This window comes from bacterium (assembly GCA_022616075.1).
Taxonomy (GTDB): domain Bacteria; phylum Acidobacteriota; class HRBIN11; order JAKEFK01; family JAKEFK01; genus JAKEFK01.
The window spans coordinates 20110-43667 of record JAKEFK010000067.1 but is presented as its reverse complement, the minus strand read 5'-3'; the positions used below and the strand labels follow the sequence as shown (position 1 = coordinate 43667).

The 23558-nt window shown below is 47.2% G+C and carries 15 protein-coding genes and 1 tRNA gene; 9 read left to right on the top strand and 7 right to left on the bottom strand.

From position 1 onward, the window contains the following. Window positions 1–18: 18 nt before the first annotated feature. Window positions 19–2388 (top strand): protein kinase, encoded by a 2370-nt coding sequence (locus L0156_05855; protein MCI0602519.1) that lies wholly within the window; start codon window positions 19–21, stop codon window positions 2386–2388. Between the two features lie 13 nt (window positions 2389–2401). Here the strand turns inward: L0156_05855 and L0156_05850 are convergent, their stop codons facing one another. Beyond that, window positions 2402–3325: a hypothetical protein gene (locus tag L0156_05850; GenBank protein ID MCI0602518.1), complete on the bottom strand. Its 924-nt coding sequence runs from the start codon at window positions 3323–3325 to the stop codon at window positions 2402–2404. An 80-nt stretch (window positions 3326–3405) separates the two neighbouring features. Here L0156_05850 and L0156_05845 point away from each other — a divergent pair, with 80 nt between their 5' ends. Then, window positions 3406–5358, top strand: coding sequence for an oligopeptide transporter, OPT family (locus L0156_05845; protein MCI0602517.1), 1953 nt, complete (start codon window positions 3406–3408; stop codon window positions 5356–5358). Here the strand turns inward: L0156_05845 and L0156_05840 are convergent. The 4 genes from L0156_05840 to L0156_05825 form a co-directional block, all read right to left on the bottom strand. Next, window positions 5355–6455, bottom strand: coding sequence for a prolyl oligopeptidase family serine peptidase (locus L0156_05840; GenBank protein MCI0602516.1), 1101 nt, complete (start codon window positions 6453–6455; stop codon window positions 5355–5357). The genes L0156_05845 and L0156_05840 overlap by 4 nt on opposite strands. Window positions 6456–6583: 128 nt before the next feature. Beyond that, a complete protein-coding gene (locus tag L0156_05835; GenBank protein MCI0602515.1) occupies window positions 6584–6967 on the bottom strand; it encodes a Dabb family protein in 384 nt (127 codons plus the stop codon). Between the two features lie 3 nt (window positions 6968–6970). Continuing rightward, window positions 6971–8656: a sodium:solute symporter gene (locus tag L0156_05830; protein MCI0602514.1), complete on the bottom strand. Its 1686-nt coding sequence runs from the start codon at window positions 8654–8656 to the stop codon at window positions 6971–6973. 122 nt (window positions 8657–8778) lie between these two features. After that, the gene (locus tag L0156_05825) at window positions 8779–11262 is read right to left on the bottom strand and encodes a PIG-L family deacetylase (GenBank protein ID MCI0602513.1); all 2484 of its coding nucleotides are present in this window, start codon (window positions 11260–11262) and stop codon (window positions 8779–8781) included. Window positions 11263–11356: 94 nt separating this feature from the next. Here L0156_05825 and L0156_05820 point away from each other — a divergent pair, with 94 nt between their 5' ends. The 5 genes from L0156_05820 to L0156_05800 all read left to right on the top strand — a co-directional run bounded on the left by L0156_05820 (window position 11357) and on the right by L0156_05800 (window position 14940). Continuing rightward, a complete protein-coding gene (locus tag L0156_05820; GenBank protein MCI0602512.1) occupies window positions 11357–11737 on the top strand; it encodes a peptide chain release factor-like protein in 381 nt (126 codons plus the stop codon). A gap of 6 nt (window positions 11738–11743) precedes the next feature. Further along, window positions 11744–12352, top strand: a complete 609-nt coding sequence (locus L0156_05815) for a YkgJ family cysteine cluster protein (protein ID MCI0602511.1) — start codon at window positions 11744–11746, stop codon at window positions 12350–12352. Window positions 12353–12467: 115 nt separating this feature from the next. Then, entirely contained in the window at window positions 12468–13745 is a 1278-nt protein-coding gene (locus L0156_05810; protein MCI0602510.1) for a hypothetical protein, read from the top strand. A 92-nt stretch (window positions 13746–13837) separates the two neighbouring features. Next, complete coding sequence (locus L0156_05805) at window positions 13838–14164, top strand: hypothetical protein (protein MCI0602509.1); 327 nt, start codon at window positions 13838–13840, stop codon at window positions 14162–14164. 167 nt (window positions 14165–14331) lie between these two features. Next, window positions 14332–14940 carry a sigma-70 family RNA polymerase sigma factor gene (locus tag L0156_05800; GenBank protein ID MCI0602508.1) on the top strand — a complete coding sequence of 203 codons (609 nt, stop codon included), beginning with the start codon at window positions 14332–14334 and terminating at the stop codon, window positions 14938–14940. A gap of 1225 nt (window positions 14941–16165) precedes the next feature. Here L0156_05800 and L0156_05795 read toward each other — a convergent pair. Continuing rightward, window positions 16166–16238, bottom strand: a tRNA-Thr gene (locus L0156_05795). 1100 nt (window positions 16239–17338) lie between these two features. On the opposite strand from L0156_05795, the gene L0156_05790 reads away from it, so the two are divergent. Next, the gene (locus L0156_05790; GenBank protein MCI0602507.1) at window positions 17339–18355 is read left to right on the top strand and encodes a hypothetical protein; all 1017 of its coding nucleotides are present in this window, start codon (window positions 17339–17341) and stop codon (window positions 18353–18355) included. 271 nt (window positions 18356–18626) lie between these two features. After that, complete coding sequence (locus L0156_05785; GenBank protein ID MCI0602506.1) at window positions 18627–22892, top strand: restriction endonuclease; 4266 nt, start codon at window positions 18627–18629, stop codon at window positions 22890–22892. A gap of 148 nt (window positions 22893–23040) precedes the next feature. On the opposite strand, the gene L0156_05780 is transcribed toward L0156_05785, so the two are convergent. After that, entirely contained in the window at window positions 23041–23322 is a 282-nt protein-coding gene (locus L0156_05780) for a hypothetical protein (protein MCI0602505.1), read from the bottom strand. Window positions 23323–23558: the final 236 nt, after the last annotated feature.

The following is a 23558-nucleotide window of genomic DNA, read 5'->3' as shown; positions in this document are numbered from 1 at the left end:
GTGTTCAAATAGTAGGAAATGGCTCTTGATAAAGGTTTTCAGCTTGGTCCATACAGGATCGTGTCTCTGGCAGGGAAAGGTGGAATGGGTGAAGTGTATCGTGCCAGAGACGAACGTTTGGGGAGAGACGTCGCACTAAAAGTTTTGCCCGATTCGCATGCGACGAAGCCGGATGCCATGAAGCAGTTTGAGCGGGAAGCTAAGTCCCTGGCAGCCCTATCGCATCCCAACATTCTTTCCATATTTGATATTGGAAACGATCAAGGAATTGTTTACGTCGTCACCGAGTTTTTGGAAGGTGAAACATTGAGATCTCGTTTGAATACCGGACAACCTCCCTGGAAGGAAGTTGTCGCAATCGCTTCGGCGGTTGCCGAGGCGCTGGCAGAGGCTCATTCGCGAGGAATTGTTCACCGCGATCTTAAACCGGAAAACATCATGATTACCAGGGAAGGCAGGGTAAAAATTCTGGATTTTGGATTGGCCCGGCTCTTCGAAAGGCGCGCTGAACCTAACGAAGACCTTACGACGGCAACAATTGAAGGCAAAATCGCAGGGACAATTCCTTACATGTCTCCCGAACAAATTCGTGGAGAAGAATTGGATTCGCGCACCGATCTCTTTTCACTCGGATGCGTCTTGTATGAGTGCCTCACAGGAAACCGGCCTTTTCATGGAAATACGTCGCAGGATGTAAGTGCTTCCATTCTCAAAGATGAAATCAAATTCCCTTCAGCTTCAGGTGGATTTCTTCCGCCGGACTTGGAAGCAATCGTGATGCGTTGCCTTGAAAAAAAACGAGAGAACCGCTTTCAATCCGCACAAGATCTTGCCTTCGCATTGAAATCCACAGCCGGCGCATCGGAAACAGCGCGAGGATACCCGGCGACGCTCGCTGTTTCAAAACCCAATTTGTATCTTTCCTTTCTAATTGCTGTTTTCGTTTTCGCGTCGCTGGGTGTGTTGGTCTGGCTGTTTTACCAAAAGCCGCAGAGCGCGTCTGTTCCGCAAATCAAATCTCTTGCTGTTTTGCCCATCTTGAATCTTTCCAAGAACTCTGAAGAAGAATACCTTGCAGACGGAATGACAGAGCAATTGATTGCATCTCTGGCCCGTTTCAAAGCGCTAAAGGTCATTTCCAGAACTTCCGTAATGGCATACAAAAGCACAAAAACTCCACTGCCGGAAATTGCGAAGAATTTGAAAGTGGATGTGATCGTGGAAGGATCTGTGGTGCGGATGGGGAAAAAGTTCCAGCTCACGGTGCAGTTGATTCACGCGGAAACGGATTCCCATATTTGGGCGGGCACATATCAGCGCGACTTCGAAGACGTACTTTCCGTACAAAACGAACTGGCTGAAGCCATATCGAGCGAAATTCAAATTCAGCTTACTCCCCAGGAGAAGCGACAGCTTGCAGTGCGCAGACCGGTTGATTCGAGAGCCCATGTGGAGTATTTGAAGGGCCGCTACTATTTTGCAAAGTTAACGGGGCCGGACCTGCAGGCGGCAATTCAGCACTTTCAACGATCACTGGAAATAGATCCATCTTATGGTGCAGCTTATGCGGGTATTGCGGACACATATACCATGCTCAGCGATTATTTCCTTCCACCGGCTGAATGCATGCCCAAAGCAAAAGCCACCGCAAAAAAAGCTCTTGATCTGGATCCGGAAAATGCCGAAGCTCACACTTCCCTGGCGGCCGTCCATCTACTATACGAGTGGGATTGGCAAAACGCGGAAAAGGAACTCATCAAGGCGCTCGAACTGAATCCGAACTACTCAGAAGCACATCGTATCCGCGCGGCTTTTTTGGCGTCCCGGGGAAGGTCAAGAGAATCTGTTTTAGCCATCAAGAAAGCCCTGGAATTAGATCCGCTTTCGTTTCTCGTTAATTTTGATACAGGAAACGTTGCCTTTATGCTTCGTGAGTTCGATCTATCGATTCAGTGCAGCAAAAGTGCTCTCGAAATACTTCCTTCGAGTCAGGGGCCGATCGTTCTTACGGCGATGGCCCTTGCCGGCAAGAATGAATTCAAAACGGCTATCGACCTGGTACGAAGAGTGGACAAAGAGGCGCTTTTAGAAGAGAGCCTTCTGACCGCGTCAACGCTTCCTTCGCTTGAGGCCAGTCTTGGAATGAAAAAAGAAAGTGAGGAATATCTTTCAAAAATTGAGGAGCATTCGAAACACCAGTTCGTATGTCCGTATGAAATTGCTGTGGCTCATCATATGCTTGGAAGAGACGAGGAAGCCATTCGCTTCCTGGAATCGGCATATCACCATCGTTCCATATGCATGATCTGGCTGCGGCTGGATCCGCGTTTTGACGGCCTCAGGAACGATTCCCGTTTTCAGGATTTGATGAAAAGAGTTGGTGTGTAGAACTTGTCTCTTCTCACTTTGCGCTACGAATAGAGGTTGTCCCAGGCAACTCCCGTACTACTGCAGCCAGGAACCACTCTGAAAATATTGTCCGGCCTTTCTCGTTTACATGGAAATAATCGTTGAAGCAGTCGGCTGGTAATCCTTCTCTAAACCGAAAGTAAACAGGATCGTACTGCTCGTAGACAAAACGGACCGCTTTATCTTTTGCTTTGAGATAATCTTGAGAGGTGGCGGCAGCCCGTAAAGGATTTAGCGGCGCATCCACCGCAACCACATGGATACCAGCCGAAAGAGCTGATTCGATGAATCGTCTTCCGATCATTAGATCGGAATCGGTCAACAATATCTCTTCTAGAGCAGGATTCTTAACGCCCCGTGCGCCTCGACCGGCTCTCTGATTTCGTTTAACGTCTAACGGAAATTTATTTTGGATCTGAGAATTACTGCTTCTTCTAATACGCAGCTCTGAATGAATAGAATCACTCAAAATCTGATGAATTAATTCAGACCAAATCTGAAGGCGTCTTATATGAGATCGAGGGATTTTGCGTTTTATAAGCATTTCAAATTGAATTACGACCATATCCGGGCGAAGCCTTATGATTTCATCATGAAGAATGGCCAGACTCTCAACCCGACCACTTAGGACCCATGCGTAAATAACCCGGACCGGGCGCTTTCCATTTCCTGCATACTGTAAAGTCAACAATTCGGCTGTATGCTTTTCTGATTTCGGAAGAGCAGCCATTAACATCGAGTTTCCGGTCACCAAAATGGAAAATTCGTCGTTCTTCAATTCTAATTGCTGAAGTTTTCTTACACGTAACTTCGCGCGTCGCCTGGCATCAAAAACACCCGGATCAAGGAAAAGCAGAAGAATCACGAAAACAGAGGCGACTGCAAAGACTACTTTCCACACGCGTAGTGGAGACATTTCCTTTTCCAATTCTATCACCTAACGCTTCGCGCTCGAGTAGTCGCTTCCCATTCTTCGACCAATGTTAGAATGAACGAATGGCAGTTGAGCAGCGGAATGAAAATGTAACTTCGACACCACAGCTGCAGATTCCTGAAATGACCGGGAAGGCGGTGCTAACGGGAATCATCTTTGGCGTCATTTTCGGAGCGGCGAACGCTTACCTTGGTTTGCGCGTTGGGCTCACGGTAACCACATCGATTCCGATCGCGGTTCTTTCGATTGCAGTGTTTCGAGCCGGGGCAAAGTTCTGGGGAAAAGGCACGATCCTGGAAGCAAACATGTCCCAGACAATCGGGAGCGCAAGCTCCTCGCTTGCAGCGGGAACAATCTTCACAATACCGGCGCTCTTTCTGTGGGGAGCGAAGCCCGATTACTGGCAGGTTGCTGTTCTTGCTCTTCTTGGTGGCATTCTGGGCGTGTGCGCGATGATTCCACTGCGAAGACTTTTGATTGTTAAGGCCGATCAGGAACTTCCGTATCCCGAGGGACGCGCTTGCGCAGAAGTTTTGAAAGCTTCCACGGGCGATACTTCAGCATCGAAATGGATCTTCATTGGATTGGCAGTTGGTCTTGGAGTAAAACTTGCGCTTGGTTTGGCGCACGTCATGCCGGATCAAATCCGGACTGCAATTTCAGGCCTGCCGAAAGCGCAACTCTCACTGGAAATCGCTCCGGCTCTACTTGCAGTCGGATACATCATCGGCTATCGCGCTTCGGGCATCATGGTTTCAGGGAGTCTTATTGCCGCAATTGTACTGATTCCGCTGTTTGCAATCATAGGGGGTCAGCTGTCGACCCCGCTTTTTCCGGACATCCTCAACGTTAGTTCGCGCATTCCGATTCATGACATGACGCCTTCGCAAATCTGGTCTTCGTACGTTCGCTATATCGGAGCAGGCGCCGTTGCTGCTGCCGGAACAATCACGGTGATGCAGTCTCTGCCCACGATGTATGCATCCTTAAAGGCTGTTGCTGCCGGATTAAAGCGCGATCGCAAGGAACTGGAGTTGCAGTCGAGCGAAGACCTCCGAAAGGATAAAGACTTGCCGGGATCGGTGATCCTGGTTGGCGCCGGGTTGGTGATCCTTGTGTTGGCCGTTGTGCCGAACTTGTTTGCCGGGAATTTGAATTTAGTTCAGAGATTCGTTGCGGCCTGCGGTGTTGCAATTTTCGGTTTGCTGTTTGTAGCTGTATCATCGCGCATTGTTGGCTTAATAGGAGTCTCCAGTAATCCAACGTCCGGAATGACTCTGGTCACACTGTTGGCAACCAGCGCGATTTTTGTTGCTCTGGGCTGGCGCGGCGAAAATGCAAAACTTGCCGTGCTAACGGTCGGCACCGTTGTTTGCATTGCCGCTTCAAAAGCCGGCGACATTTCTCAGGATCTGAAAACCGGTTATCTCGTTGGTGGCACTCCGTACCGCCAACAAGCCGGCCAATTGCTGAGCGCTTCGATCGCGTGCTGGGCGGTCGCCGGAACGGTTCTGGTTTTAGGAATGACCTACACCTTTGGATCTCCGGAACTGCCGGCGCCCCAAGCAACTCTGATGAAAACTGTAATCGAAGGAGTTCTCTCAGGATCACTTCCGTGGGGATTGGTTGGAGCTGGAATTGCTTTTGCGATCGGCGCCGTGCTCGCCGGTTTGCCTGGCCTTGCTTTTGCCATTGGACTCTATCTTCCGTTGAGTTCTATGATGCCAATTTTTCTTGGCGGGCTCGTTCGAAGATGGAGCGATGGAGCGGATGCTGCAAAAGGGCAAGGTTCAAACGCAGGGGTCCTTTGCGCTTCCGGTTTGATCGCAGGAGAAGGGATTGCGGGAATTGCATTGGCAATCTCAGTTGGTGCTGGTCTCGTTTCCAAACAGAAAACGATCCTCATTAGCGGCCTCGCGGGGGATCTTGCCTCATTGATTCTAACGTTTCTTGTGATGACTCTCTTGTATTCTGCTGCCAGGTCTGCGGCGACCAATCGCACGGCGATCGTTTAATTTTGGCGCCCTGCTTCGCGAAGCAATAGTCTTTCCCAATGGAGCAGTTTCAACAATTCCCAGATGCTGGAAAGTTTTGTGACGTCTACGTGTGTCAAACCTTCAGTAATCAAACAATGCGCAGGGAGTCCCGCTTTTTTCAAACCGGCCTGCAGCTCCAGCGTCTCTTCAAAAGGAACAGCCTTATCGCCGGTTCCATGAATCAGATAGAACTGTGTATCAGGATGAATCTTCGATAAAACCCGTTGCGGGGAAAGTTCGAACGCTTCTTTCTCCCGCTTTCGCAAAACCTCCTCGAAAGTCTTTTGTTGAACGGGTGCTAGGCCTGCCAGGATTCCATGCATCAGTTTTTTGCCTGCGGAGCTCAGACTTTGCTCCAGTAGTTCAGCCTCCTTTTCTTTTAGATCCAGCCGCAACTCCAGACTTTTGCGGAGAATTTCCAGGTCATCAGAAGCAGCAAGCTGATCGAGATGATTCAGTGCAAAGATCAAGCGGCCCCATTCGTGTGCTTCTCTTTGGGCTCCCCCGGGATGAGCGCCCGTGAAGGAATATTCAATTGCATGAGACAGGTTGTAATAACCGCCAATGGAAACCACGTAGTCCAGTTTTTGATCGGCAGCTATCAGAAAGACGGGACCTGCTCCGTAGCTGATTCCCAGCATCCCCGTAGTCTTTTGTGGATCTCGTATTTCTTCGATCACCGAACGCAGAATAGCAACGCTTTCGTTTGTGATTTTGAAATTGCGAAACTCCGGAATATCGGGCGCTACCACATGAAAGCCCGCTTCTGCGCAGGTTTCAGCGAAAGCGATGAAACGATTATCATGAATCCCGTTCGGGTGGAGTCCCGGAACAAGAATCAAAGTGGTGCCGGACTTTCCAGCCGGATCGTACAGATGAACTGTTACATCTCCAATCTTCCGCTCGACTCGCTTCGGCTTTGTGCCTTCGGCGGCGAGTCTCCGTTCATATTTACGTAGAAACCGGTAAGCCGGGAACAGCCAGATCACTCCGCAAAGCAGAACAAAGACAAGGAGAACAAGACCAAGAGTCAACTTCTTGAGCAGAAACCGGAAGTGTGTAGCAGAAGGTTGCATGATGATTCTCCCCCCTTATCAAGAGGGGCGCTGGATGGAGGTTGTCCTTCAGTACTGTTCGAAAAGAACCAACCCCCTCCCTGCCTCCCCCTTAATAAGGGAGAGGAGTCGCACTTGCCAATCATGTATTAGTTCCCAATCACGCAGTTGTTACTCTTCTCTCTAATATTGTAGTAGAAATCTTCCCAGGCTTTCTTTTTCGGATGTTCGGCATAAGCTTTCAGCGCCGCTTCATTTTCGAATTCAACCACAAAGCTCTGCGAGAATTCGCGTGGCTGGACCTTGATCGTTCTTGTCCACATGTTCTTTGCGCCAGGCGTGTCCGCGATAATTTCTTTCAACATCTCCATTGCCTTTTGCTTGTCGGCATCCGTGGTTCCGTCTTTCCACTTCAAAGCAACGTGATGAATGATCGTATTCGGGGTAGAAAGATTTGCTCTTCCCGTCACCCATCCGGAAAGAAACGATAAGGAAATCGCAAAAATAAGGAGGATCGAAACTTTTAGTTTCATGCTTTAAACCTCACGAGTCTTAGTACTAACAAAAGTATTCAAAAACAGGGCGGCGGCCACAACAGCGAGGCAACCGAAGACGTTATACCACAGGAAAGAAATTCCAGTGAACAGGAATAAACACAAAACGACAAGCTCTCCAAAGATGACACCGATAAATGCGGGAGTTCCTCGAACCTTTTTTAGAAAAAATGCCAGAATAAAAATTCCCAGAACGCTGCCGTAAAACAGCGAACCCAGAATATTGACCGCTTCCACCAGAGTGCCAAGCCTGCTGGCCCTTTCGGAAGCAAGGATTGCAAAGGAGCCCCAGAAAGCTGTTGCAATGCGCGAGACCCACAGGTAGTGCTGGTCCGATGCGTCGGTTTTCACCAACCGTTTGTAAACGTCGATTACACTTGCCGTGGCCAGAGCATTCCACTCTGCCGAAGTGGATGCCATTGTGGCTGCAAATACGATCACAATTACAAGACCAACGAGTCCTGCAGGCAGATAATGCGTAACGAAACTCAAGAAAACGTAGTTTGTGTCATTCGCATTGATCGATGGATTATTTTTCCGCATGACTTCAACGGCCTGTCCTTTCTGCTTCGCAGTCTTCTTTTCCAGCTCCAGGATTTGTGCGCGCGTTGTTTGTTTTTGTGCCGGATCCTGAGCGATGTATTCGCGCAGCCGCGATCGCTTTTCTGTTGCGGTCTTTTGATACTCCCGCTCGATCGACTGGTATTCTTCGCGGTAAGTGCTATTCCGGATTTTCGATTCTTCCACGGGATTGAAAAATAAAGGGGGCGTCACGAACTGGTAAAACACAAACACCATGGCGCCCACAAATAAAATGAAGAACTGCATGGGAATTTTCAGGAGTCCGTTAAACAGAAGTCCCAGCCGGCTCTGTGTGACCGACCGGCCGGTCAGGTATCGCTGCACCTGCGACTGATCTGTTCCGAAATAAGCGAGCGCCAGAAACATTCCTCCGATCAAACCGGACCAGAAGTTGTAACGGTTGTTCCAGTCAAAGGAAAAATCCACGGCTTTCAGTTTGCCAAACGCTCCGGCGACCGATACTGCATCCAGAAAACTCACCTCTGAAGGGAGCAGATGGATCGTGAAAACAAGCGCGGTTACCATTCCAGCGGCGATAATCAGAAACTGATAGAAATCGTTCCAGTTCACCCCTTTCACTCCACCAATAGTCGTGTACAACAAAATCATCAGTCCGGTAATCCGGAGTGTGACTTTCATGTCCCAGCCGAGAATCACGGAAAGAATCAATGCAGGAGCAAAAAGCGAAAGACTCGTGGACAATCCTCTTTGAATGAGGAAAAGGAAACCGGTGAGAACGCGCGTCTTCAAATCAAAACGTTTTTCAAGATATTCGTAAGCCGTGTAAACGTTCAATCGATGAAAAAGAGGCACCGCAACAAGGCAGAGGATCACCATCGCGATCGGCAAGCCAAAATAGAACTGAACAAAGCGCATTCCATCTGCATATGCCTGTCCGGTTGTTGTCAGAAATGTAATTGCGCTGGCTTGAGTTGCCATGATGGAAAGGGCAACCGTGTACCATGGCATTGTCTTGTCTGCCAGCATGTACGTGCGGATGTTTTTTGTTCCGCGACCTTTCCAGATGCCATGAATGACTGTGAAAGCGAGGAAAGCGATCAGAACGATCCAGTCCAGGGTTCGCATCTATTCGAAGACCTTTGTGAAGATGGTTAACAGAACTATGAGGACACCGAGAAACGAAAGGACAAACAGATACCACAGTTTCCAGGGAAAAAACGGTGGCGGCTCTTCGGTCGGGATGTTGTTCACTTTTTTCTCGCGGAAATCATGTTGACAAAAATGCGATAGGCGCCCGGCACGCCCGCAGGCAATTCCCGGAACCAGGAATAGGCGGTGAAAATGTAAACTCCCTTTCCATAGCGTGCGTAAAGCGTTCCGCCTTCCAGAGGTTGTTCCTTCGGATCATTGGAACTAAAAATGGTTTCATATTTTGGATCCCATTGATCCGCGAAATACAGGCCTCGCTCCTGGATCCACCCTTCAAAGTCTGCTTGCGTGATTTTGTTTGGAAAATTCAACAGCGAATGATCAGGTTTGAGAATCGTAACCGGCGCGGTTTCCACCGAAACCCTTTTTCGCGAGATCTGAAAGGGGTATGGGCCGGGCTTCGAGGAATTTGAATCGAGAAGTGTCTGGTATTGCACGATCAAAGTTCCGCCCTGTTGAACATAATCCATCAGTTTTTCTTGCAAATCTTTCAGCGCCGGCCTTGTGTTGTAGGCGCGGATTCCAACAAGGATGGCGTCGTAGGAGGAAAGATTTTGAGTGACCAGATCTTCATCGGTCAGGCGAGTAACTTTATAACCGACTTGCGTGAGGGCTTCCGGAATTGCATCGCCTGATCCGACGATATATCCGATAATTTGCCCGGTTTTTTTCAAATCCACGCGAATCAAGCGTCCCCTGGAAACGGGAAACAGATTTTGCGCGGGAATGTGTGGATAATCGATCACGAGCTTCCCGTTGGAAATTTTGTGAGCGCCAACCGTAGCTTCTGCTTTGAACTCGCCTGTCCTGGCTCCATTTTGCGGCTGAATCGTGAAGGGGATCACTTTTGCCTGATCTCTGGTGGTGAGGTTGAAGGCTTGCGAGGCCGGCTGTACGATCCACCCTTCCGGCGTCAGGAGCTTGAGCTCTCCCGTGATGTTGTAGCCTCCGCTGATCACTTGAACTCGAACGCTCTTTGGGGACTCATCTGCAAATACCAGAAGCGGATTCTGGATGTTTAAAGCCGCTTCCGGAACGACCACAAAATCTTTATACACTTCCCCTTTCACAGGATCCACTTTACGAAACAGCACCGGTTCTGTGTATACAAGACGGTCCTGCCCGCTTGTAAGAATGAATTGGGCACTGAATGCGGCGGGACTTTCGGCGCTGCCAATCAGCCGTTGCTCTTTCACATCCGATAAAGGTTTACCATTTTGCCCGCGCAGCCAGTAGGGCTGACTTTCACGTTCTTCCGCAGGGATATGGATCGTGAGTTTTTTAGTGACAGGTTCATTGTATTTCAGTTCCGCGGCGATAGTCTCTACGTTATTAGATGGCAGCACCTGAACGGACTCGAGCTGAAGCGAAAACGAGGACCTGTTGATTGCCGTGAGATCGATTGCAACATCCGCTCCGGGCGCTGCTGCATCCTGGCTGGAGATCGCCTCGAGCCACAACCCGGAGCAACCACGAATGACTTCAAGCAGATCGGAAATCTTTTGTTCGACCAGTGGATTTTTTTGAATCTTGCGCATCAACCGGTAGGCCTTTAACAGATCAGGAATGCTTTGCTCCGGTTTTTTCGGATGAAACTTACTTACGGCTTGTTCCAACACTTTTCCAATTTCCTGGCCGCCCGCAATCCGGTTCCATGTAAGATCCACACTGCTGAATAGATCTTTAGTCGCCGGTTCCCCTGCAGTGTGACGGAAGTATTGCGTGAATCTTCCACGGTCCTCTGAATCCCCAAAACCCTGGCTCTTATGCATGCTGCGCGAAATTCCCGCGATCTCCGTATACGACTTGCCAAGCAGCGGATTGTATTCACCGATTTCCAATTCTGCCAGCTTGGCCTTTTCTTCATCCGGAATGGGCTGATTTCCCCAACTGTAACGGTTCCACACGATTCGTTTTGGCTGCCAGACGGAAACGTATTTCAGTTGACCCTGAAAACGATTCGGATCGCCGGCTGCATGAAAAGCTTCCTCTGCAAGAATTCCACTCGCGACATGGTGGCCGTGTGTTTCTCCTTCACTTGGAAATCGGGTGATCACAACATCCGGACGGAACACGCGAAAAACCCATACAGCATCGGACAACACGTCCTCTTTGCCCCATAAACTCAGAGATTCTTCGGCGCTTTTGGAGAATCCAAAATCAATGGCCCTTGTGAAATACTGCTCGGCCTGATCGATTTGCCTCGCCGCCAGCAATTCCTGCGTTCGAATCACTCCCAGCAAATCTCCTTGCTCGTTCCCGATCAGATTCTGGCCCCCTTCACCGCGATTCAACGCAAGATAGCCGGTGCGGAGGAGCCGCCCGAGCGATAAATGCGCCAGTACAGCCGTGTTTTCATCATCAGGATGAGCTCCCACATATAGTGCGCTTCCAACCACAGTTAATTTCTTCATGAGAAGTTGCAATCGCGCCGCGTCTGGAATAGAACTTTTTACGCGCGCCGATGTGGGAACTGTCAGCGCGACAAATAACAAAAAGACCAGTAAAAGTTTTGATCGCATCAGAAAAGAACATAGAATATTTGTTGAGGAAAGAAAACACCAGTCCTCTGTGACGAATATGTTTGGAGTAAGCCCCGAGAAGGAATTAGCGTTGATGGAACGGCTGAATGAGCTGGGAGTCCGCCCGGAGGACCTTGTGGAGAAATTCATTCGATCGGGGGGACATGGTGGTCAGAACGTAAATAAGGTGTCCACCTGCGTGTATTTGAAACACCTTCCAACCGGGATCGAGGTGAAAAGCCAGCGCGAACGTTCGCAGGCCTTGAACCGTTTTCACGCGCGACGAATGCTGGCTGATAAAATCGAGAATCTGATCAAAGGAAAAAAGAGCGCAGAGCAGCAACGAATCGAAAAAATTAGAAGGCAGAAGCGGAAAAGATCCAAGCGCGCAAAAGAAAAAATGCTTGCAGATAAACATCATCAATCGGAAAAGAAAAAGGAACGACGAAGCATTCCTGATACGGAACATTCATAATCCCTCATGATTATTCATCTCTCAAAACCCTACACCTGCCGGTACGGAATGCCGGTGATCGACCGCGTAGACTCTCTGATTTTCGAATTCAAATACTTCGCTCACTGCATGTCGTGCAATTTCTGCAATGACTGGTGCTGCTGGCACGGAACTGATGTGGATACGCATAATGCGGAAAGATTGGATGCGAGAGCAGCGCAGCTGGAGAAATACGTTGGAATTCGCAAGCAAGATTGGTACGACCTATCGGAAACCTGTGAGGATGACGAAGCTCCCGGCAAGGTGTGGTTTCGAACGAGTATAAAAAACGGCGCCTGTGTTTTCCTGAACCCGGAGGGTCGCGGATGCATGCTCCACAGTTTTTCTCTTCGCGAAAATCTCGATTACCATGACCTGAAGCCGCTGGTGTGCGCAATCTTTCCTTTGACCTTCGAAGAGGGCCTGCTTGTTTATGCTGATGAGCTGGAAGAAAAGTCCCTTGTTTGCGCAGGCCAGGGTCTGTCTCTGTTCGAAGGAGTCCGCTCCGAGCTTCTGTACTACTTCGGCGGTGAAATGGTGCAGGAGCTGGATTACTACCAGCGCAGTTTGCAGAAGAAAGCCCGCGCGAGTATTTAAAGCGTGTGAAAATTCACCACGGAGTCATGAGACCAAGAAGAAAAACGTGATTTCATTCTGTGTTCCCGTCAGCTTCTATTCTGCCGTATACTGTAGCCCAGCAACGTAACCATTCATGAATTTCATTCAGAAGAACGTTGAAGAAATCAGGCAAGACCCTGCTCTCCGAATCTATGGAATCATGATGGGATGCTTGCACATCCTTACGTTTTTCCACTGGAAACTGACGATTCCTCTTGTGGAAATTCTTGATATCAGCCAGGGGCCTGCAGTTTGCTGGCCATTTTTCGAAGACTGTTTAAAATGGCGGGTACTATCAACCGGAGCTTGGCGCAATATTTTGTGGGGATACCTCGCATTTGCGGTCCTGACGAGCGTATTGTTTCTCAAAATCCGTCTGATTTCCCTCGCATGGTGGTCGTTAGTTTTCTTGAATCTATTTAAGTCGGCGCTGCTTTTTCAGGATTTTCGTTTGCAGCTTAATCCGCATTACATGACTTTCTGGATTACGTTTGTATTCCTTTTCATTCCTGCGAAACGACGTGTTCTTCAATATCTTGTTGTGTTCTTCTACTTCTTTGCAGGCACATTGAAATTTACGCCTGAGTGGATTTCGGGTGCTGCGCTCCTGGATACGAAACCTCTGGGAGTCCCCACTTCTTTAATTCCTGCCGCCTGCATGTATGTCATGATGCTGGAACTGATTTTTATCTGGGGTCTGTTGTCGCGAAAAAACTGGATATTCTGGGGTGTCCTGGTTCAGATTATCATTTTCCACGTTACGTCCTGGCCGCTCGTTTCATTTTTTTATCCGATGGTTATGTATTCGATCCTCTCCATCTTTTTGCTTTCCCGTTATTTGGCGGATCCGGCTCGTCTCGCACAAACAACCTCGCAGGAGGTCAGCCTGCGGTTACTTTTTCGGGGAAAAGAAGCAAATGAAGTTTATGCTGTTCTTATCACCTTCGCGCTCTTTCAGTGCGTTCCATATTTTTTTCCGGGAACCGCATCCATTTCCGGTGAAGGCAGATTATTTGCGCTGCACGTTTACGATGCCCGAGTTGAATGTAAAGCGTCCGTAATCGTGCACACCACGAGCGGTCAATCACACAACTTCAAGCTAACTGCTCCCTACATGGTGCCACGAATTGCCTGTGATCCGGCCGTCTATTTCAGCCTTGGCAAGGATTTATGTCGCCGCTTGCCTCAAAAGGCCGGATACAAGTCTTTTGACCTCCATATGTCGACGCGGAGATGGGGAGAACAGAAATTTCGGGCAATGATTGATCAGCATGACTTCTGTCGAGCGAACCTTCATTATGATCTTTGGCGTCACAATGCGTGGATCATCCGAGATCCAAATTACACCGAATCGGCTACAGCCAAGCACTGAGACCCATCCCTGAATTACACAAATGTTACATTTTTGTCTTTTCATTGACTTTACCTTACTTGCTATCATAGAATCGATGCCGGAGGTACTCAATGAAGAAACAGTTCCTTCTTCTCTCACTAGCGATTCTTGGTCTCGCTGTTGTTCTAGGATGTGGCAGTGAACTCACCAGCGCGGTCGAAAACCCTGTGAGCGCAAGTGCGGCCGGGGGGTCCACAGTTTCTGCTCCGGCTGAGCCCTCGGTGGAAGTGGCGGTTGCTGCCAAATCCCGGATTTGCCACTTCGATGTCGATGACGATGATCCGGATATCTTTTCAGTGGTCATTGTTGTCGCTAACACTAGCTTGAATGATCACTTTGCGCACGGAGACTGCTTGACAGCGGCTCCTGTGAAAAGCGTAAATTGCGGCTGCAACTAAGCGAAGGTCGAGACTAAAAAAAGACGTCGACAAGGATAAGGGGTCCCGCCTTGCAGGCGTCTTTTTTCTTTAATCCTGCGTCACGAGTTTTTTCCTGGCAATCCCAATCGGATCTTCACTGCCAGTTGGTTTCAACTCCGGCATTTTCTGGCCCCTCTTGCTAGGTGATGGATGCTATTATAAATGGTCAGATCGATACGGACATGAAACCGGCATCTTCCACTGGTGTCACGCAGCTCTTAATTCAAGCTGGAACAGGGGATCGGGCTGCTCTGGATGAAATGCTGCCTCTTGTATACGGGGAACTGCGCCGGCTTGCCAACTTTTACTTATCCAAAGAGCGACCAGGACACACCCTCCAACCGACAGCACTGGTGCATGAAGCTTATCTGCGGCTAGTAGATCAGCAGCATGTGAATTGGAAGAATCGCGCACAATTTTTCGGCCTTGCTGCAGAAATGATGCGACGCATTCTCATGAATCATGCCCGCGATCGTGCAGCCGGCAAACGCGGAGGAAAAGCAGAACGCATTTCTTTAAGCAGAATCCGTCATTCGACTGGAATGAAAGAGATAGAGTTGATTGCGCTTGATGAAGCTTTAAAACAACTGACTGCAATGGACCCGCGCAAAAGCAGGATCGTTGAACTGAAGTTTTTCAGCGGTCTGACCACAGAAGAAATTGCCGAAGTCCTTCAGATCTCTCTAAGTACTGTAGAGCGCGAATGGACAATGTCCCGCGCATGGCTCTTCCGATGGATGAAAGGGAAAAAGTAAGAGTCCATGGACAAGAAACGTTGGAACAAGATCAACGAGGTGTTTTCTGCCTGGTTGGATTTGAAAAGGGAAGAGCATCGGATCAGATCCTTTGATGTGGAAAACCACACGCCGCATTTTAACTCCCCGGTTTCATCGGGAAGCATTTCAGTGCCAACGAGCATGTATCTGTGCAGATAGCTGTTATATGTGATGCTTCCGTGAAGTTCCCCGATGTGTGAATGGCTTAAGTATTTGGAGAGATAACTCTTCGGGTTTGAGGGTTCTGAAGGATACGGGTTTGCGGGCCTTATATTGAATCCTTTTCCGTCCCATAATCTCCAGCTATGCGGTTTATTGATGGTTGTGGTCGCGAAGTGTTGGCGATTCGACGGGGCGCTCCTCAGGTTTGAAAAGCCGCGTATCGAACGATCCTGCGTTAGCAAAAGAAGGAACGAAATTGCTGCAACAGGCATTGCAACAAAATCTGCTCCTGAAATTCGAATAAAGCGACTAATGCCGGGCTATCCGGATATGATTTTTCTCCGCGCCGCTGAGCAACATAACGTTTGTCGAGAGCTTGCCGCAAAAGAGTTTTTATAACTGCTTGACGGCTAATATTCAGGTCCTTGAATATCTATCGCGTTTCGCATAGATTGCGGAAGTGCTGCAAATCTTTACCGCTACTCTGGAGCGCGAATGGTCCTTGCGTCGCGCCTGGCTCTATTGCGCCATTCTCGGGCGCCGGCTAGGATAGGTCTGCAGAAATTTCGTCCGGCGTGGGTGGCCTTGAGTGATTTCCATGATGGTTCCTCCTTGGTCAACAGCGTTCCGGCAAACTCCGATTGTTGCTCATTCGCAATTCTGTAAAGCGTGATCATCGGAAGAAGAATCAGAAGGTCATCATAGAGTCTGTGATCTCATACCCGTCATCGAATCTATCGGCTCGAAAATCATCGCCGAAGCCCCAAATCTTATATCTCCGCTGGCAGAGGAAGGAATGGGAAATTCCCGGCAATCAACTTCGCACTTCAACGGAAGCAATAAAAAGAGGCTGTCATTTATGAGCGCGGCGCTCGCTCGCTTCGCTCGCTGATACACACATGAAAAACAAAACAGGAAAACAAAAAAAGCGCGGTTAGATTCTTGATGGCGCAACGATAACCCGCCCGGGTTAGATTTGTAGATGGCGCAATAGGCCTTACTGCGCGTGACCCGGATACCGACTGGAGGAATGTGCAGAGGAAGCCGGCGCGCGGATTTGAACCGCGGACCTACTGATTACGAATCAGTTGCTCTACCAGCTGAGCTACGCCGGCAAACACCTTTATAATCAATAACTTAAAGCAAGACTGCTTGCCGTGAAGACCCCCGAAAAAATAGGGTACTTGCAAATGACTTGCAAGTTTAGCATGATTTCACCAATAGATGTGAAGATCGCAACGGACTAACCGACTTCAAAAAAACAAATCCCATTTACTGGCTTCGGCTCCCACAACTTTTGGATGGCTGCAAGCCACTGAATATTAATGACCCCGGACCTCCTCGCATCGTCGAGAAAAACTTCCGAAACCTGCCGAAAATCGCCGATTTTGGACGCAAAAAATGCAACCAGGCGCAACAAAAGAATTATTGTTGTAATTTCCTGATGAGTTGGAGCACAAGCGTTGAGCTTAGGGAAGGAAGTGTCGATTTGATAGTTTCAATGTCATGGAATCTTTCAACGGAAGTTACCAAACCGAGCTCAGCAGATACAACTTCGTAGTCTTCCGCCCATCGATTGTATCGTTCTTTCAATTCTCTATAAGCCGAAATGAAGTCAGGTGATAACTCCTGAGCCCTCCAACGAATTGCCTATTGGAGTTCACTCTTAAAGTATTCAAGGGCCCGTACAAATCGTAGGATGCATCGACTCACGTTTGAAGCATGCATTTTTTCCGAAGGATCCAAAATTCAAATCAGTTCTCGAATTGTCCAATACCATTGTTAATCGTCACCATAAACAAGTTCCCGAGATATTGGAAAGGAGGCTGGCCATCACGCGAAAGTAGGTTGGACAACAGGCTGATCAAGGAATATTGGTAATCGGATGAAATGCAAGGAGCCAACTTAGTAAATAGGTCTGAGAGCCTCTGATAATTTTCCACTGTTTCGATTTTACTTCTTGATCCGACCACGTCAAAATTATTGTATGAATGATGGTGGATCGCCTTTATTTATGGAAGGCCCGCTTCGGGGATATCTTGAGAAACTTGAACTCCGAATGAAGCAGGAAGTCGATACCCAGGACCCGAATTATCTGCTAACCGTTAGCATTCAGGATTTCAGCGATTATCTTGTCACAAAGTTTTCTGTTGAACCTTTAATTCTGCATGAAGATCAGAAATTCATAAATTACAATGAAGAAATTGATGTTGATGTGAGCAAGGATCCCAACCGAGTGGCTATAAACAGAAATACTCCAATGTACGTGAAAGGCACATCGATTGTGTTTGCCTTTCCACTGAGCGGAGATTCAAGCCTGACCCGGTTCAGTCCATCAATGAGGATTGTTACCAATACTCCCCCAAAGGGGAAAGTTGAAATGAACATTTTGTTTCTTCGGTACAGCCGAGTTGATCACGACCGTCAAGCTTTTGAAGTCGAATTGAATCAGGACTTGAGTAGAATACAAAAGTTCATTAACGATCTAAACAACGAAGTTTCTGCTTACAATTCCTCTCTACCACATGTGGTGGGTCAATATGTTGCACAAAGAAGAGGAAAGCATTTAAAGGATCAAGGATTGGTTGCATCATTCGGAATACCAATTAGACGGAGAGACGGCGCTCCTGAAACCTATGCTGTTCCGATAATAAAAAAACAACTGACCGCTATCAGGAAGCCAGACATCACAACTCAACCTTTTGTGCCGGAACCAATACTTGAGAATCAACACTACGAGGATATTCTTCGAATAATTTCGAATATGGTTCTGGTTATGGAACGAAGTCCAAAAGCTTTCTCCAAAATGAAAGAAGAGGACATGCGGTTTCACTTTCTGGTTCAGTTGAATGGGCAATACGAAGGTCAGGCTACGGGCGAAACCTTTAACTTCGAAGGCAAAACAGACATTATCATTCGGGTTGAAGGTAAAAATATTTTCATTGCTGAGTGCAAATTTTGGAGAGGAGCAAAGGGATTCCTCGAAACTATCGATCAATTGATTGGATATACCTCATGGCGCGACACAAAAGCAGCGATCATTTTGTTTAATCAAGGTGGAAAACTTTCAGAAATTTTACAAAAAATACCACTCATTATTATCGAACATCCCAATTTAAAACGACAAATCAGCTACGGATCCGAAACAGCATTCCGATTTATCTTCCATCAAAAGACTGATCCGCACCGAGAAGTTATTGTCACGGTACTTGTATTTGAAGTTCCTCGCTGATCGAACTTGATCGTTCAGTTTCGAATGTTCTGACCATCAATTGGAGTTCTTCTTTTTCGATAGAAATAGTTTCAGGCTAAACATCACTTTCAGCGAGACCGTGAATTAGGCTGCACAAAACGACGATGAAAATAAAAGGGCTGTCGACTGAGAAGATGCCTTTAGATACAATCTAGATGTCAGTTATAACTCGGCAATCCGGCTGTTAATTTTAACTGGACATGATCTTGCCCTCGGCAATTACCTGCGTTCTCAACCAGGACTATGAACGTTGCAGTTTTGGCTTTTACGATCAAGTGACGATGAAAGCAATCAAAAATTAATGACAGATTCCCGAAAAGTAATCAGCAAAAAGATAGCTAAGCTGAATGGCACCAGTTTCGAAAAGAATTTACTGATACCTCTTCTTCAGGACCTCGGCTTCAAGAATATTCAAAAACAGTCGTCCGGTTACCAAGGAGGCTTTGATATCCGCGCAGAACTTAGCGGTAGAGAGTGGCGCTTCGAAGCGAAGAAGAAGATGAAAAAAGCGGTCAGTGAATCGGATCTTGCCCGACATTTTGATCAAATCGAGAAAAATCCGGGGAACACTGAGTATTTCATAATCGTTACCAATTGTTCACTGAGCAATCCGGCCAGAGATTCAATTGAGCAACACCGGCAAAAATGGCTTGTGAATCTTGATTATTGGTCTGATGAAAGATTTTGGGAGCTACTTCTTTCCTGTCCAGAAACGGTAGTGTCCGCACTAAAATTGGGTTCTGAAACGGCAAGAGAATGGCGAGCCGAGTGTAAACACTATCAGCAGAAGCATCATCATTTCTTAAAAAACGAACTTAAAAGATTGAAGAAAAGCTCCAACCGTTTTAGGGTGCTTCAAAGGGCCGCTAACTCGATCTCTGATCTGTACCAGGAATCCGTGCGTCCCGCAACAGATTTATCTTTGGTTGTTCCAAGGGACTCAGCAGATGCTTCCTTTGTAAAGTTTGTTTCCGAACGAAGCAAGAATGTCCTTGTTTTGACAGGAAAAGAACAAACTGGAAAAACATCCTTACTTAGAACTTGGGCAGAAAAACTAAACGCAGACAATATAGTCTTTTTTTATTCGGCCTCTTCAATTTGCAAAGAAGAGTGGCTCGTTAAATTCGAGATAGAACTCTTCAGTCGGATTCAAATCGTCACCGGCGGGACCCTTCAGCTCCCGGGAAATGTTCGCGTTTTATTTGAGAACATCCAAGACACCTTGAAGGCAAGAAATTGTTGCGTTTGGATTTTTGTTGACGCATTGAATGCCGCTCCGTTCAGAGATCTGATGAACTTTGTTTCATCGAATGAATTTCTGGAAAGCCTGAAAAGCTGGAACGTCAGATGGGTTTTTTCTTGTCGTTCGGCAGTTTTGCGCGAATGGGCCCCGCTTTTGTTCGATACTCTTAAAACATCGAATATCTTCAAACTTCAAGAAATTAGTTTAGGTGATTTTACCGAAACGGAACTGAGGTCCGCTCTTAAACTTCGCAACATTTCGGTTCAAGAAATTCCCATGTGGCTGTGGCCACAACTTGGGTGGCCAGGAGCACTTCGAATACTTGAGAAATGGAAGAAGGAAGGCAAGAAACTTTCGGAGATGCCTGAAATAGCAGTTATAGATTTCTCCTTGATCTTTATGAAAGATCGCATCGACGAATTCGCTAGATTAATTCCAGCTGACAAACCAACAAGTTATAGAGGGGTGGAGGAGATGATTAATAGGATTATTGACCTAATCGCAACGGTAAAACTCCCGCTACCCTTCGACTCAATCAAAACGATCGAAGAGTTCAACCCGCACAGGATGAATGAAAACTCCTGGAACATCCTTCTGCAACAAGGATTCTTAACCAAGCAGGAAAGAGGTTATTCGCTGAGCACCGATTGGGGCGCAATTATTCTCGCGAAAAGAGCCATTGAACTTTGCTTAAACTCCAGCGAAGCATCTATCGAGCGGTTGTTAGATCAGATATTCGATGCAGTCGGGCCATCAATCGAGGCACTGGGAAAGTTTGCCTGGTTTTTCCTTTTCTACGGGCGCCAAAGCGATATCTCGCACAATGTATTTGCTGCGGTTCTGAATCATATTTTCCAGGAACAGAACCTCAATCATGCGTACTTTGGCGAAATCGCGTGCAGGCTTTTCCCAAAGTCCGCCATATCCTATTTAACTGAAACAACAACACCGCCCTTGCCGATGTCGTTTATGGCTGAAGGATTAAAGACGCTTTCAGCACAGGACGCTGTGGACCATCTGTTGCAGCTCTACCCATACGTGAAAGAAACCGCTCAGGGCGCCATAGCTGGGATAATCAAACACTTTAAGAAAGATTTGACGAAAGAGCAACTAGCAATTGTTTATTCATTTCTTGATTCAGAAATACTCCCTTTGGAGACAAGAAAGAAGGTATTAACCAAGGATTCGTTTAGAAATGCGTTAATTCGTCATCCTGAGGAGTTATGCAATATCATCAAAGTGAAGACTGAAGAAGGCAAATTGCAAGACCCTAAATTAGCACTGGCTTTTTTGGGTATGGAAGGTACGTCATATCAGCACGACCTCCTCAAAAAATTAACCGCCCTAGAAGGAGAGAATTCTCCCCATTCTTTATGTGCGAGCGGCAAACTCCAACACAGAGAATCCGAGGAACTCTGCCTGAAGAATCTCAATGAATCAAATGACCTTCTCGTTAAAAAAGCATGTATTGTAGCGCTCGGTAATCTTCGATCAACAGCACTATTAACCTGGTGTAGAAGAAGCGCCTCAACAAAGGAATCGACATATCCCTATGCAGTCGCAATGCTAATTATGAACGGAACTCCAGCTGCGATTACCACTCTGGTCAGCATGGAAAAACGTCAGAAACGTGTTCGACTACCGTCCCTAACACCCTCAAATAGGATGTTCAAGGTTTTCGATCAAAAGAATTTTGAAAGAATTATTCGAGCAGCAGTGAATCAACTCAGATCGGCAAGCACACTCGAAGAAGTAGAATCTCATCTTCGTGTGCTTTCTGGTTTCTCAGGGATTTCCATGCGAAAGTGGTGGAAAAGTTTTAAGAAAACTAGGATCCCAGAAGTGATTGCGAGAAAGGTCCAGATGGCGATTAATCGCGATTACTTCATCACATATTCAAGGACGATCTCAAGCGAGGCGATTGATGCCGCTTTATTGATACTACGCTGGATTGGAAAAGCATCCGTCACGCGAAAAATTTTATTGCAAATGTTGAGCCTGCCAGAAGCCAATCTTGGTTCACAGGAACTTTTTGCTACTCTACTGACCTCGTCCGATAAATCCTTTGTTAAGGATCTGATCCGTCTCGCAAACCTTCGAAAGGCTGATTCGCCGTTCGCTCAGGTGACCAGAATGAGAGCCACGGTATGCCTTTCTAATCTGCCTTCATCGCAGACATTTGATGCTCTTTTAGGATCATATCCATCAGAATGGTTTTCCGAAGAGAAGGAACGTCTCGGCCCTTTTGGGGGATTTCGAACGAAATCAAATGAGAAGAAGCTAATCTCGGTGCTTGAGAAAAGAGATGATCAGCTTCTTTGGGGAGCGATACGCTTCCTTATGGAGTTCAGGACTAAGGCAGCAATTAAACCGGCGTTAAGATGGCTCCAGGACTGCGATCCATCAGATTGGAAGCATAGATGGCTTATACGGCTTTTGTCTGGTTATGATTCGCGTTACGCGAACACTTTTCTGATTCGCGCATCCGAGGACAGCCGTTCTTATAAAACCGTATTTAAGGCACTACTCTATTCGAAGGATCCTATCGTCCGTGACTGGTACAGGGAACAGGTTAGGAATTCAAATAAATTACCAGTTGAAAATTACCGGATGATTCAATGGCTTCTATTGAACTGGATATTGATGAACCCATCGATAGACGGAGATCAATATGTCATACGCTGGTTAAACGATCCTGATCTCATTGAGATTGCAGCAGATGGGTTTATCTCACTTCTATACAAAACTGCCTCGCAACGGAACCTGGTTGACGATCCCGAGAGTCTGAAAAGTCGTTATACGCTACGTGAGAACAGTCACCTTAAGAATGAAATTATGGTCGCAACCTTGAAATACTTTTCGAATGTTGAACCCGATTGGTCATGGTCAAAATTTACTGAAGCTTGGTCGGAGCTTGAGCCAGCAGGCAGGAAACAGCTTCTTCAGTGCATTCGTTATATGCCGTCGCAGAAAGCAATCGAATGGATTTTAGAGCAGTACGTTGAACTGGATAAATCGGAGCATACTGAAAAAGAGCTCAAAAGCAACATTGTGAAAGCTATGAGAGAAGTTTCTAGGGCCGGTATGACTCACGGTAAGAACTGGTTACAAACCAAGGCGCGTTCATCAAGTATAATTGATCGAGTATTTGCCGCTCATTGCAGTGGCCTGTTCGGCCTGGCCTATTACAACCAACTCAAGAAGTTGGCTGATGATCATTGCGCCCGTGTCAGGTTCGTATATTCTCAGGCTCATGTGACCGGCATCGAATGAAGACAATTTGCCAAGAACTAGCCAGGAATCATGCTTCGGGGCAAATCGGATAATCAGCCTGTTGGGAAATGCGACACCACAGATTTCGTTTGCGATGTGAAATCTAGTTCTCAAAAATAGTGCAAAGCTAGAATTTGAGTGGAAGGATTCAAAATATAGGTTCGATGTCGACGGCGTTGCCTCGTAGTGTCAACTGAGCGCGCAACAGAATGAAATCCGGCTCTCTGAACTCCTTCACATTTCCGCCTGACAAACGGAAGACATGAGCGGTTCGCGTGTTCTGTAAAAAGAGTTTCCCTTGACCATCCTTTTCTAGGATCCACTTGTCATCCTCAAACGGAAGGTCCTTTCCGTCAACCGTTATCCGTTGGACTTTCGGCCGGATGCGAAAGAGCTTCCCGATGTTCTTTTGAAGCTCACGTATGTTCATCGCGATAACGATTTTACGCTGCGTCTGCTTTTATAGTGTCCATTTTTTCGAAAACTTTTATGAAAATTCGTGAATAATTCAAGCTCTTCGTTGATTGCCCTGCAGTGTACTTGACCTGAGCAGACATTTCTACAGTGAGGACAACCAATTAAAATTTTAGCAAACATTCGCAGCTCCAAATTATACAGCAATTATAACTTCTCAAATTCTGAGTGATTTCCTGCTGGTCATAAAAT